This is a genomic window from Synechococcus sp. N26 (assembly GCF_900473975.1).
Classification (GTDB): domain Bacteria; phylum Cyanobacteriota; class Cyanobacteriia; order PCC-6307; family Cyanobiaceae; genus Parasynechococcus.
Genome location: NZ_UCNM01000007.1, coordinates 36,182 through 51,033 on the forward strand (window position 1 = coordinate 36,182; position 14,852 = coordinate 51,033).

Here is a 14,852-nt window from a genome sequence, read left to right on the forward strand (position 1 = left end):
CATGGATCAGTCGACCGTTGACCCGGCCAAGGCCGGAAGGGGGCGCAGCACCGGGGTGCTGCTGCATCCCACCGCCCTGCCTGGCAGCCCCGTCTGCGGAAGCTTTGGTGAGCCCTGCCGCCGTTGGCTCCAGCTGCTGGCCGACCATGGCATCGGCGTCTGGCAGATGCTGCCCCTGGCACCGCCGGATCCCACCGGCTCGCCCTACAGCTCTCCCTCCTGCAATGCCCTGAACCCCTGGTTCCTCGACGGCCAGGACCTGGCCAACGAGGGGTTCATCGGCGAAGAAGCACTCAGGGCCGCTCCAGGGGCTGATTCACCGCTGGAGGGTGCAGAGCGTGTGGAGTTCAACCTGGCCCAGCAACGGGCCACTGCCCTGGGGGATGCCCTGCTTGCCGCCTGGCCTGAGCAGGATCAGGTGCGACATGACGCCTTCAAGCGCTGGGCGCAACAACAGCGCAGCTGGCTGCAAGACCATGCCCGTTTCCAGGTTCTGCACGACCAACACAACACCGCTTGGTGGGAGTGGCCGCTGCCCCTGGCCCGGCATGACAACAAAGCCCTCAAGGCCTGGGCGGAGCAACACCATGACGCGTTGCTGCGGGAACAGCTGATCCAATGGCAGCTCGACCGGCAGTGGCAGGCGATCCGCCGCCAGGCGACCAACCTGGGCATCCAGCTGTTTGGCGATCTGCCCTTCTATGTGAGCAGTGACAGCGCCGATGTCTGGAGCAACCGTCCGCTCTTCACCGTCAAGGAGAACGGCCAGCTCACCACCCAGAGCGGTGTTCCGCCCGATTACTTCTCGGCAACCGGACAGCTGTGGGGCTCACCGGTGTACCGCTGGGGACAGCATCGGATCACGCGCTTCCGCTGGTGGCGGCAAAGAATTGCGCGCCAGCGGGAGATGGTGGATCTGCTGCGCCTGGATCACTTCCGGGCCCTTGCGGCCTTCTGGGCCATCCCCGGAGGGGACAGCACCGCAGAGAACGGACAGTGGCAGCCCTCACCGGGTTATGCCCTGCTGCGCAAGCTGCGCAGGGATGCCGGTGGCTCTCTCCCCTTGATTGCCGAGGATCTCGGCGTGATCACACCGGATGTGGAACAACTCCGCGATGCCTTCCGGTTGCCGGGAATGAAAGTGCTGCAGTTCGCATTCGACGGCGCATCCGACAACCCGTATCTGCCGGAAAACACCGATGGGCATCGCTGGGTCGTCTACACCGGCACCCACGACAACCCCACAACGCTGGGCTGGTGGAACGGGCTGGATGCCGACAGCCGGGGCCGCATCGCCACGCGCGTGAATGGTGAGATCAGTGCTCCGGCCTGGCATCTGCTCGACATGGCCTTTGCCACAACCGCAGGCCTGGTGATCGCCCCACTGCAGGACCTGATGCACCTCGACGACCGGGCCAGGTTCAACACCCCCGGCACCTGCGAAGGCAACTGGAGCTGGAGGCTGGGCAGCTTTGATGCCGCGCTGGGGAATGCCCTGAACGGCTACGGGAGCAGAGGATCGGTCTGGGGGAGGTCGCTCTCCGGAGCCGGCAATTTGTTGACCCGGTAGATCCCCGGCCGCTCTTGATCCACAGGCAGAGGCTCTCCATTCCAGAGCACCTGATCCTCAGCACCAGCCGGGGGGTCCAGGCGCACCTCGACCGGGGCCATCAACTGCAGGGTCAGCGTGCCGGCGCTCGTTGCGAATTGAACCCGATCTCCCCCACCGCTGGAGAGATGCAGCTCTCTTGGCTCAGCCACAACAACCTCCAGCACCCCCTGGGACTGCGGCAAGGCATCCCGCACCAGATCAAGCCACTGCTGAGGCGTGCGTTTCTGAACCTGTTCCAGGGGGCGCAGGGCCGCGATGCCTTCGTCTGAACCCACCGGGTTCGGACCACGGCTGATCGCCTCCACATCAGCACGCACCGGCTCGAGGCTGAGGCTGTTGCGCAGGGCCAGGTCCTGTTGCTGACGGTTGATGGCCAGCAGGCTGAAGGCGATCACCGCCGCATAAACGACCGTTCCCTGCCAGGTGGTGAACACATCGATGTTGCCCAGGGTGAAGCGACCCAGGCCCGCTTTGGCAGGTCCGCGGCGGAGCAACACCGGCGGGGGAAGCAGGGGGTCGAGGCATCCCCCGGGCAGGGCCAGGCGACGCTCGATCTGAGGAAGCATCGAGGCGAGATAGGCCCGCTCGGGCAGGCGATCACGCCAGCCCCGCTCCAGAGCCTCGATCACGGGGGTGGTGATTCGGGTCTCATTGGCCAGATCACGCAGCGAGAGGCCCAGTTCCTCTCGGCGCCGCCTCAGCAGCAGCCCCAGATCCTGGCGTTGCCGCTCTTGGGCCTCCACCGTGCCGGCATCAGGGCTGGAACCCTTGCGCGGACGTCGCCACCAAAGTCCTGGACGCTTCAGTCGCATGGGCTGTAGGGCCACTCCATCGGGTCAGCCCGCTCGAGCAAGGGCTTCCATTCTCCCTCGCTCAACCAGATCCAGCACCCCTCGGCCAGATCACCGAGCGGCAACCCGGCAATGGCCGTGCGCTGCAGGTCCAGCACCGGATGGCCCAGGGCTTCCGCCATTCGGCGGATCTGTCGGTTGCGCCCTTCCCGCAGCTCAATCTCCAGAAGCGAGCGGTCACCCCAGGCCCGCAACCGGCGCACCCGAGCGGGGCGGGTCAAGCGACCATCCAAAGGCAGACCCCGACGCCAGCGATCGAGGACCGGCTCCGGCGGCACACCCTTCACCCACACCCGGTAGGTCTTGGCGTGGCTGTAACGCGGGTGGGTGAGTTTCAAGGTGAGCTCACCCAGATCGGTGAGCAGAAGCGCGCCATGGCTGTCGGCATCCAGACGGCCAACGGGGTGAAGACCAGCCCGATGCTCCGGGGGCAGCAGGTCCAGCACCGTGCGGCGACCCTGCGGGTCATCGCAGCTGCAGATCACCCCCACTGGCTTGTTGATCAGCAGCACCCGCGCCACACCACGGGACGGCAACGGCTGACCATCCACATGAATCGTCTGCTGCTGCGGATCGGCCTGGTCGCCAACGCGGGCGAGCTGACCATCCACCGTCACGCGGCCGGCTTGCAGCCATTCCTCAGCCCGGCGTCTGGAGCAGAGGCCGGCAGCAGCGATCAGTTTCTGCAGGCGCTGGCGCGTCATTGCAGGGGTTCCCGGGGCAGGAGCAGATCCATGCAGGCTCCACCGGCGGGATGGTTGCGGGCTTCGATGCGACCGCCATGGTTGACGGCGATCTGCTGCACGATCGCCAGTCCCAGGCCACTGCCGCTGCGGTTGGAGCGGGTGCGGGAGGGATCCCCCCGGTAGAAGCGTTGAAACATGCGCGTGAGATCGGCCTCACTCAAGCCAGGGCCATGGTCACGAATGCTGAGCAACCACCAGCCGCCGCTCTGGCGGACGGACACGTCGATGCTGCTCTCATCAGGGGAGTAGCGCAGGGCATTGTCGAGAAGGTTGAGCACCGCACGGTGTAACCGGCGCTGATCACCACGCAGGGGGCCGGATTCGCTGCGGTCCAGCTGCAGCGTCACCCGCCGTTCCTCCGCGATCGGGCCAATGGATCCCCAGGCACTGTCCACCAGATCCTCAAGGGTGAGGGGCACATGCTCGCTGTCGTCCTGAGGCAGGCTGTTCTCCAACCGCGACAGCTCCAGCAGGTCTTCCACCAGCAGCTGAAGACGCCGTAGTTCCTTCTGCAGCCGTTGCACCAGAGCCGTGTCGTCTTCCTTGACGGCCAGTTCCAGCCGATCGCTCACCAGCATCAGGGCGGTGAGGGGAGTCTTGAGCTCATGGGCCACATCACTCACCCAGCGTTCCTGCTGCTGTTGCTGGGCTTCGAGGGACTGACGACTCTGGATCAGCACCAGCCAGCATTCGTCACTGCCCGGCAGCACAACCGCCTCCAGCGGGGTCCCCTGTTGATCCCATTCACAACGCTGGGAACGCAGCTGATAGCGGCTGCTGAAGATCAACTCCTCTAAGGCAGGAATGTCGAGGACATCCCGGAGCTTCATGCCACGAACCAGGCGATTGGAGGGGATGTGAAGAAGCCGTTCAGCCCGGTCGTTGATGTAGGCGATGGAGTGATCTGGGGCCAGGATCAGCCAGCCCTGGGTGGCTGCATCAATCCAGGCCAGCAGCTGGGGAGCGTTCAAGACGATGGAGCGCTCCTTGGACGTTCGCTTGGACGCCAGAACGCGGCGACGACGCTGCAGCAGAAGCGTGATCCCGATGCCAGCTGCAAAGCCGAGTGCGGCGGAGATCACCACAGCGCCCTCAGCCGAAGCGATACCCGAAGCCGCGAACCGTTCGGATCAACTGAGGCGATGAGGGCTCCTGCTCAACCTTTTCCCGCAGCCAGCGGATGTGAACGTCCACGGTTTTGGTGTCACCGATGAAGTCGACACCCCAGATTTTCTCCAGCAGCTGATCGCGACTCCAGACGCGCTTGGGGTTCTGAATGAACAGCTCGAGGATCTTGTATTCCTTGGGGGAGAGGGTCAGATCCGTGCCATCCCGGGTGACCCTGCATTCACTGGGATACAGGCACAGGTTGGCGTGAGTGAAGGAATGCGGTTGGGAGGCCGACGTCTCCGATTGACTGGAACGCCGCAGCAAGGCCCGGCAGCGGGCCACAAGCTCGCGCAGCCCAAAGGGTTTGACCAGGTAATCGTCGGCGCCCACCTCAAGCCCCAGCACCCGATCTGTCTCACTGTCACGGGCGCTGATCACCAGGATCGGGGTGGTGTTGTTGATGCGACGGAGCTCGCGGCAGAGGTCAAGCCCGCCCAAACCCGGAAGCATCAGATCGAGCACGATCAGATCCACCGGATCTGAAGTTTCAGCGGTGATCAGATTGAGGGCTGAGGCGCCATCAGCGCAGGTTTGCACCTCGAAACCTTCCGCGCGCAGGGCTTCTCCGACCGTTTCCCGGATGCTGTCGTCGTCTTCCACCACGAGGAGACGACGGGTGGAGACAGCCGCAGACAGGGTTGTCACGTCCATGAGGCGGGAGCGCATTCATCCTGACCGAGGACGGAACCCGACAAAGCAGAACAGCGGCTTCGCTTAAGGGCCCAGATCCCAGAGGAACAGACCCAGCGAAACAACGCTCAGAAGAAAAGGCTTAGAAGAATTCGTCGAAGTTGTCGAAATCAACCGCTTTGAACTTGCCCGCTTCCACCTGCTGCATCAGGCGCTCCAGCTGAGAGAACAAGGCACCACCGGTCAGCAGCGAGAGCAACAGAGCCACCAGCAGGGCAGCACCTGAGGCAAACCCGAAGATCTGAAGGCAGCAGCCGATGAACAATGTCACCCCGATGAGGGTGCCGGCGTAGCTGAGGTTGATCTCCGCAGTCCCCAGGGGCATCAGGGGGAGTCGGTCCTGCTTCCAGCCATCCAGCTTGTTCTGCACCTGACGGCCGAAGGTGAGGCCGCAGAGCACACCCATCAACAAACCGATGCCTGCCAGGAGGTAGGGGGGCTGGGGCAGGGTCATCATCTGGAGCAGCTGCTCAAGCTCCTGGGCGCTGATCTCCTCAGGCATCGACGCCGATCTCAAAGAGCTGAGACCTTAGCGGTGGGTCCCACAATCTCGCTGAAATCGTGATCTCAGGATCACGCTGCCGCCAGCGGGTTGAGACGTTGCAACAGGCCGCCGGCCAGACGCCCTGGGCCGAAGGTGCGACCGAGCAGGCCGACCAAGGCACGCACGTCGTCGGTGTGCAGACGATCGTCACGGATCAGCGTCATCAGCAGACGTTTGCGCAGATCGGCACCATCTCGACTGAGCAGCAGCCGCAGACCTGCCCCAGCCACAGGGATCAATTCCTTCCCAGGAGCGGGAGCGTCCTGACCCACCACATCCAGCAAGCTTTCCAGCCGGTCCAGGCGCAGGCGACCTGATTCATCAAAGATCACCTCCAGCAGCTTCTCGCGCATCTCGCTGGTGTCACCCGCCAACAGTCGACGGGCCACGTACGGATAGGCCACAGCAATGATTCGGAAGTTCGGATCCAGCCGCAAGGCAAGGCCTTCCTGACTGACGACGGCCCGGATGATCAAGGCGAAGCGCGCCGGAACCCGGAAGGGGTAATCGAACATCAGCTCCGAAAAACGGTCGGTGATCGCCTTGAAGTTGAACGATCCAACCGAGTCGCCGAGGCTGCCTCCGAGCACCTCTTCAAGGGCAGGAATGATCGGCGTGAGATCGGCCGTGGGGCTGAGAAACCCGAGGGATTGGAAGTCCTTGGCCAAACCGGAGAAGTCACGGTTGATCAGGTGCACCACAGCACCGGTGAGGGTGAGCCGGTCGCTGTCGCTGATGGAATCCATCATCCCGAAATCGACGTACCCCACATGGCCGAGATCGCCGGTGCGACCCGGCAGGGCGAAGAGGTTGCCGGGGTGGGGGTCGGCATGGAAATAGCCGAACTCCAGGAGTTGCTGCAGGCCGCAGATCACGCCGGTGCGGATCAACGCCGTTGGGTCAAGACGCTGGGAACGCAGCTCCTCGCTGTCGCGCATCTTGGCGCCATCGATCCACGTGGTGGTCAGCACCCGAGTGGAGCTGAGCATCCGCTCCACCTTCGGGATGTAGACCGCATCGTTATCTGCAAAGAGCGCCGAAAACCGCTCGGCATTGGCCGCTTCCAGGCCGTAATCGATCTCCTCGAACAGGCTGCGGCCGAACTCATCAATGATTCCGCCCAGCCCGAAACCGAGGTTGAGCGGCAGCAGCGGCGCCGTCATCACCCCCAAAGCCCGGATCAACACCAGATCCCGCCGCAGAATGAAGGTGAGATTGGGCCGCTGCACCTTCACCGCAACCCAGTGCTGGCCCTGCAGACGGGCCTTGTACACCTGGCCCAGGCTAGCGGCGGCGATCGGCGTGTCGGGAAACTCCTCAAACAATTCCTCGGCCGGCGCACCGAGTTCCTCGCGGATGCAAGCCAGAGCGGTGGCATGGGGAAAGGCCGGCAGATCGTCCTGCAGGCGCGTCAGTTCCTCCAGCCAGTCCCGACGCACCAGATCCGGCCTGGTGGAGAGGGCCTGTCCCAGCTTGATGAAGCAGGGCCCCAGACCCGTCAGGGTGTTGAGAATGCGACGCGCAAGCCCCTGCTGAACGGCAGGGTCATCGCTGCCTCCACGCAGCAGCAGCACCAGCACCAGCCCCGCCAGCGACCACAGCACCTGAACAAGGCGCGGGATGGCAACCCAGGGACGCAGCAGCAGCCAGCCGAGATCCCGCCCGGGGTCGTAACGCATCGCATCGCGCTGAGTACAGAGGGAGACTTTAAGGAGATCAAGGGGATTTGATGGCGCTTCTGCCCCAGCTCACCCGTCGCCTCGCTCAGCCCCTGTTTCTGCCGGCCCACGGACGGGGGGCTGCCCTTCCGGATGGACTGCGATACTTGCTGCGTCGCCGCGCCGGCGTCTGGGACCTGCCGGAACTGCCAGCCCTTGGCGGTCCGCTGGAGTCGGACGGAGCCATCGCGGACAGCCAACGCTCCGCCGCGGCAGCGATGGGGGTGGCGCGCTGCTGGTACGGGGTGAACGGGGCCACGGGGTTGCTGCAGGCCGCACTGCTGGCCATGGTCCGGCCCGGAGAGCGGGTGCTGCTGCCCCGCAACGTGCATCGCAGCCTGATTCAGGCCTGCGTTCTTGGGGACCTGCGGCCGGTGCTGTTTGATCTCCCTTTTCAAAGCGACCGGGGGCAGCCGGCACCGGCGGATTCGGCCTGGATCGAACGGGTGCTTCAGGCCCTGCCCCGCGATGGAGCCCCCATCCGTGCTGCGGTTCTGGTGCATCCCACCTACCAGGGCTATGCCAATGACCCAACGGCGGTGATTCAGCGGCTGCAGCAACAGGGCTGTTGCGTGCTAGTGGATGAAGCTCACGGCTGTCATTTCGCCGCTGGGGTGGAGCATCCCCTCCCCCCCAGCGCCCTGCACTGCGGCGCTGATCTGGTGGTGCATTCCCTGCAGAAGTCGGCTGCAGCACTGGCACAAACGGCGGTGCTCTGGCTGCAGGGGGAGCATCTGGATCCCGTGCGGGTGGAACGCAGCCTGGGCCTGCTGCAAACCACCAGCCCCAGTGCGCTGCTGCTGGCCTCCTGCGAAGAAGCTCTTCAACACTGGCAACGGCGCAAGGGACGCCGGCAATTGCTGCAGCGGCTGCAGGAGGCTGAAGCGCTCGCCGATGGCCTGCGCCACAGCGGCGTGCCTCTGCTGAGCAACCAGGATCCGCTGCGCCTGATCCTGCACACGGGGCAGGCGGGCATCACCGGCCTGGATGCCGACGATTGGTTCCTCCCCCGCGGTTTGGTGGGCGAATTGCCGGAGCCAGCCAGCCTCACCCTCTGCCTGGGGCTGGCACGCCAGCGAGGGCTGGGACGGCAGATGCGACACCATTGGCAGAACCTGCTGCGGAGCTTCCCCGATCGCACTCCCTTGCCAGCCTTCGAAGCCCCACCGCTTCCGCTGGTCACCTCCCCAGCCCAGTCTCCGACCCAGGCCTGGACGGCGGAGCATCAAGAGGTGGCGTTGAAGGATGCGGAGGGATGCATCGCGGCTGAATTGCTGTGCCCTTACCCACCGGGCATCCCCCTGCTGATTCCCGGCGAACGCCTCGATCGCCAGCGGCAGCGCTGGCTTGAACGCCAGCAACTGTTCTGGGGAGACCAGATCCCCGACGCACTGTCTGTGGTGAGCGGGGGCTGAGCTGGGACGGCAGAGGTGGCCTCAAGCCTCGAGATCACGACCAACAGCGATTGATACTGTGAATCCAGGACGCCTCCAATCAGCGTGATCCGTGAGGTTGTCCTCGATCAGAGCCAAGCACCAGCGGCCCGAGCAGCCCTGCGCAAGCGGTTGATCAGTGGCCTCGGTGTGGGTGGCTTTGGCCTGCTTGTCGTGAGCCTGGGGGGCTGGTGGTTCACCGCCGCGCTGGGGGGAATGGTGCACCTTGGCCTGCTGGAGTTCTTCCGGATGGCGCAATTCAAGGGAATTCGCCCCGCCACCAAAACCACCCTGGTGGCCTGCCAACTGCTGCTGTTCACCACCCAGTGGGCGATCCAGGGCGGGCTGCCGGCGGATGTGGCCCACGCTGTTCTGCCCCTCTCTGGAGCTGCCATCTGCGGTTGGCTGCTGCTGCAACCGATAACGGGTTCCATCGCCGACATTGCGGCATCGATTTTCGGGCTGTTCTACCTCGGGTTTTTGCCCAGCCACTGGCTGAGTCTGCGCGGTTTGGAGAACGGTCTGGAGATCACCCTGTCGGCCTGCCTGATGATCGTGGCCACCGACATCGGCTCCTGGGCCGTGGGACGGCGTTACGGGCGACGGCCCCTCTCACCGATCTCCCCAGGGAAAACCATCGAGGGGGCGATCGGGGGATTCATCTCGGCCATGCTGATTGGCCTGATCTGCGGCCAGCTGATGGGCTGGGCGCTGCATGGCCTGCCGGGCCTGCTGCTGGGGGCGCTGATCGCTCTGTTCGCCCTGGTGGGAGACCTGACGGAATCGATGATGAAACGCGATGCAGGCGTGAAGGACTCCGGTGACGTGCTGCCCGGCCATGGCGGGATCCTGGACCGGATCGACAGCTATCTGTTCACCCCAGCGGTGGTTTTTTACGCGATCGCTTTATGCCAACCACTGTTGGCCCCATAAGCAGCGCTATGGGGTGACGCTGGCCTGGCCTTTGAGGGCCAGCTGGCCACCCGCCAGCTGCACCTGCTCGATTCGAATGGCGGGGTCCATCGGCAGCAAGATGCGCGGTTCATCGGCGGTCTCCGGCCGGAAGCACAGTGTTCCCTGCTCCCCATGAAGGCGGAAGCGACGGCGAACGGGGTCTTGATGGGCCGCGACGGGCACCTGCAACTCCAGCAGATCCACGTCAATGCGCAGCGCCCCCAACGGGCTGAGCCCCATCAGCTGTTCAGCCATCCAGTCCCCGAGCCAGCGCCAGGGTTCGGCCAGCAACGCGCTGTTGAGCTGACGGCCGTTGAAACTCACCTCGCCCGCCACCTGGAACGGCTGCTTCAGGGCCAGCATCTGACCGGGACTGAGCAGCTTCATGTCCACCGCAATCGGACCGCTGCGCAACTCAACATGCTGCAAGGGCAGCCCCTGGAAACAGGCATCCCTCGCCGTGAGGGTCACACCATCCAGACGCCCCCGCAGCAACGACCAGCTGGAGCCGTTCAGGGCCAGTTCGAGGCTGCCGATGCTGTCGCACTGGCTGCGAATCCAGAGGCGCAGGGCCCCAGCCAGCACATTGAGAACAGGATCAGCCATGGTTCAACAGCGCCTGACACCGCTCAGCCACCTTTCGGGGCTGATCGATATGGGGGAGATGGCCGCAGGAGGGTAAGGTCTCCACCGGCTGATCCAGCAAAGCCTGAAGCGCCTGCTTCTGCGAAGCACGCAGAATCCGATCGTTGTCACCCCAGATCACTTGCAGTGATTGGGAGGGCAAGGGATCCCCACATCCGGCGAAACCACCACTGCGTGCGAAGGCCGCCAAGGCCTCCGCCCAGCCGGGGCATTGCAGGTGCAACGAGGCGATTTGCTCTTCCGGAGCACCCACATCCGCATCGGGATCAGCGAAAGCCTGGCGACAAAGACCACGCCGCACGCCAGGACGCCCCAGGAACCAGGCACCAAAACGATCCAACAGGGGCGGAACAGGCATCGGACGCCCCGTGAGACCGGCAGGAGCCAGCAGCAGCAGAGAAGCCACACGCTCGGGATGACGCCGGGCCAGCTCCACGGCCACGGCCCCTCCCATGGAGGCCCCGATCAGGCTCAGGGGAGCGTCTGTGGGAAGCCGCTCGATCAGGGCATCGAGATGCCGCAACACAGCTTCTGGCCCGTAGGTCAGGCCCCGGGGACGCGGCGAAAAACCAAAACCGAACAGGTCGGGGATGAACAGTTGAAAGCGATCGGCCAGGAGGGGAGCCAGGCGACGGTATTCGAGAAAACTGCTGTCGAAACCATGCAGCAGCAACAACGGAGCGCCCTGGCCGAGCACCGCCACCGGGAACGGATCATCCACACCCAGACCCGGCAACATCCACCACTGCACCTCAGCGGCCAGGGACTCGGCCTGCGGGTCAAGCAGAGCCGGCCGCAATTGATTCAGAAGCGTCTTCAAAGGCTGCTGGGGCTGAGTTCGGCAGCGCCCACAAGGGCCTCCAGCAAAGCACCAGGCGTAACAGCGAAGGGCAAATGATGCAGATCGGAACCCTCGCGGCAGGCGAAGCGACACACCTCCTGCAACTCACTGAGGCTGGCCTGCGCCAGACCCAGATCATCAAGGCTGACGGGCAGACCAAGCTGCCGCAGCAACGGCAACAGCTGGCGGTGGGCCTGGCCTGCCAGCCGGTTGCCGCCCAGACGTTCCTCCAGGCGAAGCTGCACAAGAATTCCGAAGCCCACCTTCTCGCCGTGCAGAACGTGGTGACAGGCCTTCAGCTGGGTGAGGCCGTTGTGAACGGCATGGGCAGCAACAGTGCGGCAACGGGCACCGCCCAGTCCCCCCATCACGCCAGCAGTGAGAGCACAGGCTTCGGCGGTTCGCACCCAGGCTTCACTGTCTGGATCCTTCAGCGCCGTAAGGCTGTCGATCAGCAATTGATCGCGCAGCACCCGTGCCATCTGCACGGCCTGCTGCACCAGACCATCGCTGCTGTCGCGGCTGCTCACCGAGGCTTCGTACCACTTGGCCAGGGCATCAGCGACACCACTGGCCAGCGTGCGGGGTGGGGCCTGGCGCACCAGGCCGTGATCGAAGACAAGAAGATCAGGACAGCGATCAAGGGCCACATCCCCTTCGAAAGCACCCTGTGGGGAATAGATGTTGGACAGAGCCGTCCAACCGGCGCAGGTGGAGGCGCTGAGTGGAACGGTGATGCAGGGCAGGGAAAGGCGATGGGCCAGCAACTTGCCGGCGTCCAGCACTTTTCCGCCCCCGGCAGCCAGAACGGCGTCACTGCCCTGGGCTACAGCAGCCACCCTCTTGAGATCCTGCTCACAGCAGTCAAACTGAAGCTGAGCCTGAAGAGGTTGGAGCCCATGAGCCAAGAGATCCGACACCAAACGCTGTCGCTGATCGGCAGTGGAGTCACTGCGACCCAGCACCAGCGGACGTGAACAGAGAGATTTGATCTGAGGCAAGGCCTCATCCCAGGCTCCATCCCCCCGCAAGACGCTGGCGGGGGCAATGGAGTGGGACGAGATGGATCGAACCATCAGACGCTGGCACCGGCGAGTTGCGGTGCCGTGTCCACCTGACCTTTGTGACGGACCACCACCTTCTTGTTCTCATCGACATCAACTTCGGCGTGGTCGCCGTCCTTGATCCGACCAGACAGCACCTCTTCGGCGAGGGAATCCTCGAGAAGACGCATGACAGCGCGACGCAGCGGACGTGCGCCATAGGCAGGGTTGTAGCCCTCCTCCACCAGGCGCTCCTTGAAGGCATCGGACACGGTGAGGGTGATGCCCTTCTCGCCCATGCGGCCAAAGACCTCCTTGAGCATGATCTCGGCGATCTCCTTGACCTCGTCGCGGTTGAGCTGGCGGAAGACGATGATTTCGTCGAGACGGTTGAGGAATTCAGGCCGGAAGTACTGCTTGAGCTCCTCATTCACCAGGGAACGGATCCGGGTGTACTGAGACTCCTCAGCGCTTTCACCGGAGAACTCGAAGCCGAGGCCGCCGCCACCCTTCTCGATCACCTTCGAACCAATGTTCGAGGTCATGATGATCAGGGTGTTCTTGAAGTCGACCGTGCGGCCCTTGGAATCGGTCAGACGGCCGTCTTCCAGAAGCTGCAGCAGCAGGTTGAACACATCGGGGTGCGCCTTTTCGATTTCGTCGAAGAGCACCACGGTGTAAGGCCGGCGACGCACCGCCTCGGTGAGCTGACCGCCTTCGTTGAAGCCCACATAGCCCGGAGGCGAGCCGATCAGCTTGCTGACCGTGTGGCGCTCCATGAATTCCGACATGTCGAGGCGGATCATCGCCTCTTCGCTGCCGAAGAAGTAGGTGGCCAGAGCTTTGGTTAGCTCGGTTTTACCCACACCGGTGGGGCCGGAGAAAATGAAGCTGGCGATCGGGCGGTTGGGGTTCTTCAAACCGACCCGAGCACGGCGGATGGCCTTGGACACCGCCTTGACGGCTTCGTCCTGACCGATCAGGCGCTTGTGGAGGGTTTCCTCCATGTTGAGCAGCTTGACCGACTCGCTTTCGGTGAGCTTCTGCACCGGAACACCGGTCCAGGAGGCGACGATCTGGGCGATGTCCTCCTCGTTCACCATCGGTGAGCTGTCTGAAGCAGGCGCTTCAGTTGCAACTGGTTCGCCGGATTCGGAGGTTGCGTCAGCCTTGACCTCGTCCTTGTTGGCCTGAAGCAGAGAACGGATCTGCTCCCGCAGTTCCACTTCCTTCTCGCGCAGTTCACCGGCCTTGGTGAAGTCCTGATCGCGAACGGCATCTTCCTTTTCCTTCTGGACGGAACGCAGTTCCTTGTCCACTTCCTTGGCCGCGGGGGGCAGCTTCGAATTGAGCAGACGCACGCGGGAACCGGCTTCATCGATCAGGTCGATGGCCTTGTCGGGCAGGAAGCGATCCGAGATGTAGCGATCTCCGAGGGTTGCAGCTGCCACAAGGGCATCGTCGGTGATCTTGAGGCGGTGGTGCTGCTCGTAACGCTCGCGCAGGCCACGCAGGATTTCGATGGTGTCGTCGATGGACGGCTCGCCCACATTCACCGGCTGGAAACGGCGCTCCAGGGCGGCGTCCCGTTCGATGTGCTTGCGGTACTCGTCGAGGGTGGTGGCACCGATGCACTGCAGCTCACCTCGGGCGAGGGCCGGCTTGAGGATGTTGGCAGCGTCGATCGCCCCCTCAGCAGCACCGGCACCGATCAGGGTGTGCACCTCGTCGATCACGAGGATCACGTTTCCGGCCGCCTTGATCTCCTCCATGATCTTCTTGAGGCGCTCTTCGAACTCACCTCGGTACTTGGTGCCGGCCACCAGCAGACCGATATCCAGAGTCAGGACACGCTTGTCTTCAAGGATGTCGGGGATGTCTCCCTGCTGAATGCGCTGGGCCAGACCTTCAGCGATGGCGGTCTTACCGACACCGGGCTCGCCGATCAGAACGGGATTGTTCTTGGTGCGGCGACCCAGGATCTGGATGACGCGATCGATTTCGTTGTGACGACCCACCACCGGGTCGAGCTTGGCTTCGGTGGCGAGCTGGGTGAGGTTGTTGCCGAACTCGTCGAGGGTGGGGGTTTTGGTGGATCCCTTGGCACCGCCGCCACCGCCGCCGGCGGAGACTTCAGCGGTTTCACCGAGCATGCGGATCACCTGGGTGCGCACCTTGGCCAGGTCGACGCCAAGGTTCTCCAGCACACGGGCAGCAACACCTTCACCCTCACGGATCAGACCGAGCAGCAGGTGCTCTGTGCCGATGTAGTTGTGACCGAGCTGACGGGCCTCTTCCAGAGATAGCTCCAGGACGCGCTTGGCGCGGGGCGTGAAGGGGATCTCAACAGCGACAAAGCCGGATCCACGGCCGATGATTTTCTCAACTTCAACCCGGGCATCCTTGAGGTTGACCCCCATGGACTTGAGCACCTTGGCGGCAACCCCCGTTCCCTCGCCAATCAGGCCGAGGAGGATCTGTTCGGTACCAACGAAGTTGTGACCAAGTCTGCGGGCCTCTTCCTGGGCCAGCATGATCACCTTGATGGCCTTCTCGGTGAAGCGTTCAAACATCGCTGGGCCAATGCAGTGATGTGACTAAGCTA

13 protein-coding genes are annotated in these 14,852 nt (G+C 63.9%); 3 read left to right on the forward strand and 10 right to left on the reverse strand.

What is annotated here, in order from left to right; all coding sequences use genetic code 11:
• The first annotated feature begins 1 nt into the window (after nt 1).
• Complete coding sequence (gene malQ, locus DXY33_RS04710; protein ID WP_115131961.1) at nt 2-1,570, forward strand: 4-alpha-glucanotransferase; 1,569 nt, start codon at nt 2-4, stop codon at nt 1,568-1,570.
• Here the strand turns inward: malQ and DXY33_RS04715 are convergent.
• The 6 genes from DXY33_RS04715 to DXY33_RS04740 all read right to left on the reverse strand — a co-directional run bounded on the left by DXY33_RS04715 (nt 1,504) and on the right by DXY33_RS04740 (nt 7,292).
• Nucleotides 1,504-2,439, reverse strand: coding sequence for a helix-turn-helix domain-containing protein (locus DXY33_RS04715; protein WP_244275864.1), 936 nt, complete (start codon nt 2,437-2,439; stop codon nt 1,504-1,506). The genes malQ and DXY33_RS04715 overlap by 67 nt on opposite strands.
• Nucleotides 2,415-3,167 (reverse strand): pseudouridine synthase, encoded by a 753-nt coding sequence (locus DXY33_RS04720; protein WP_115131963.1) that lies wholly within the window; start codon nt 3,165-3,167, stop codon nt 2,415-2,417. The genes DXY33_RS04715 and DXY33_RS04720 overlap by 25 nt, the downstream gene beginning before the upstream one ends.
• Nucleotides 3,164-4,294: a cell wall metabolism sensor histidine kinase WalK gene (locus DXY33_RS04725; RefSeq protein ID WP_115131964.1), complete on the reverse strand. Its 1,131-nt coding sequence runs from the start codon at nt 4,292-4,294 to the stop codon at nt 3,164-3,166. The genes DXY33_RS04720 and DXY33_RS04725 overlap by 4 nt, the downstream gene beginning before the upstream one ends.
• A gap of 7 nt (nt 4,295-4,301) precedes the next feature.
• Nucleotides 4,302-5,030 carry a response regulator transcription factor gene (locus DXY33_RS04730; protein WP_115132227.1) on the reverse strand — a complete coding sequence of 243 codons (729 nt, stop codon included), beginning with the start codon at nt 5,028-5,030 and terminating at the stop codon, nt 4,302-4,304.
• A gap of 121 nt (nt 5,031-5,151) precedes the next feature.
• Nucleotides 5,152-5,571 carry a hypothetical protein gene (locus DXY33_RS04735; RefSeq protein WP_006850033.1) on the reverse strand — a complete coding sequence of 140 codons (420 nt, stop codon included), beginning with the start codon at nt 5,569-5,571 and terminating at the stop codon, nt 5,152-5,154.
• Nucleotides 5,572-5,642: 71 nt separating this feature from the next.
• A complete protein-coding gene (locus tag DXY33_RS04740; RefSeq protein WP_115131965.1) occupies nt 5,643-7,292 on the reverse strand; it encodes an AarF/ABC1/UbiB kinase family protein in 1,650 nt (549 codons plus the stop codon).
• 50 nt (nt 7,293-7,342) lie between these two features.
• Between DXY33_RS04740 and DXY33_RS04745 the strand changes: the two genes are divergently transcribed.
• Together DXY33_RS04745 and DXY33_RS04750 are read left to right on the forward strand one after the other, a co-directional pair.
• Nucleotides 7,343-8,746: an aminotransferase class I/II-fold pyridoxal phosphate-dependent enzyme gene (locus DXY33_RS04745; RefSeq protein ID WP_115132228.1), complete on the forward strand. Its 1,404-nt coding sequence runs from the start codon at nt 7,343-7,345 to the stop codon at nt 8,744-8,746.
• Between the two features lie 84 nt (nt 8,747-8,830).
• On the forward strand, nt 8,831-9,697 hold the full coding sequence (locus tag DXY33_RS04750; protein WP_115131966.1) for a phosphatidate cytidylyltransferase: 867 nt from the start codon (nt 8,831-8,833) through the stop codon (nt 9,695-9,697).
• 6 nt (nt 9,698-9,703) lie between these two features.
• Here DXY33_RS04750 and DXY33_RS04755 read toward each other — a convergent pair whose 3' ends face one another.
• Genes DXY33_RS04755 through DXY33_RS04770 form a run of 4 tightly spaced genes read right to left on the reverse strand, consistent with a single transcriptional unit; the run spans nt 9,704 to nt 14,820 of the window.
• Nucleotides 9,704-10,324: a DUF2993 domain-containing protein gene (locus DXY33_RS04755; protein WP_115131967.1), complete on the reverse strand. Its 621-nt coding sequence runs from the start codon at nt 10,322-10,324 to the stop codon at nt 9,704-9,706.
• Nucleotides 10,317-11,183 carry an alpha/beta fold hydrolase gene (locus DXY33_RS04760; RefSeq protein ID WP_115131968.1) on the reverse strand — a complete coding sequence of 289 codons (867 nt, stop codon included), beginning with the start codon at nt 11,181-11,183 and terminating at the stop codon, nt 10,317-10,319. Before DXY33_RS04760 ends, DXY33_RS04755 begins: the two co-directional genes overlap by 8 nt.
• Nucleotides 11,180-12,280, reverse strand: a complete 1,101-nt coding sequence (locus DXY33_RS04765; RefSeq protein WP_115131969.1) for an iron-containing alcohol dehydrogenase family protein — start codon at nt 12,278-12,280, stop codon at nt 11,180-11,182. Before DXY33_RS04765 ends, DXY33_RS04760 begins: the two co-directional genes overlap by 4 nt.
• Nucleotides 12,280-14,820, reverse strand: coding sequence for an ATP-dependent Clp protease ATP-binding subunit (locus DXY33_RS04770; RefSeq protein WP_115131970.1), 2,541 nt, complete (start codon nt 14,818-14,820; stop codon nt 12,280-12,282). The genes DXY33_RS04765 and DXY33_RS04770 overlap by 1 nt, the downstream gene beginning before the upstream one ends.
• Between the last annotated feature and the right edge of the window lie 32 nt (nt 14,821-14,852).

Bases quoted from the DNA above. Each gene is read 5' to 3' on its own strand.
- DXY33_RS04730 (WP_115132227.1), bottom strand. From the start codon at position 5,030: ATGGACGTGACAACCCTGTCTGCGGCTGTCTCCACCCGTCGTCTCCTC.
- DXY33_RS04735 (WP_006850033.1), bottom strand. From the start codon at position 5,571: ATGCCTGAGGAGATCAGCGCCCAGGAGCTTGAGCAGCTGCTCCAGATG.
- DXY33_RS04755 (WP_115131967.1), bottom strand. From the start codon at position 10,324: ATGGCTGATCCTGTTCTCAATGTGCTGGCTGGGGCCCTGCGCCTCTGG.
- DXY33_RS04740 (WP_115131965.1), bottom strand. From the start codon at position 7,292: ATGCGTTACGACCCCGGGCGGGATCTCGGCTGGCTGCTGCTGCGTCCC.
- DXY33_RS04770 (WP_115131970.1), bottom strand. From the start codon at position 14,820: ATGTTTGAACGCTTCACCGAGAAGGCCATCAAGGTGATCATGCTGGCC.
- DXY33_RS04765 (WP_115131969.1), bottom strand. From the start codon at position 12,280: ATGGTTCGATCCATCTCGTCCCACTCCATTGCCCCCGCCAGCGTCTTG.
- DXY33_RS04745 (WP_115132228.1), top strand. From the start codon at position 7,343: ATGGCGCTTCTGCCCCAGCTCACCCGTCGCCTCGCTCAGCCCCTGTTT.
- malQ (WP_115131961.1), top strand. From the start codon at position 2: ATGGATCAGTCGACCGTTGACCCGGCCAAGGCCGGAAGGGGGCGCAGC.
- DXY33_RS04720 (WP_115131963.1), bottom strand. From the start codon at position 3,167: ATGACGCGCCAGCGCCTGCAGAAACTGATCGCTGCTGCCGGCCTCTGC.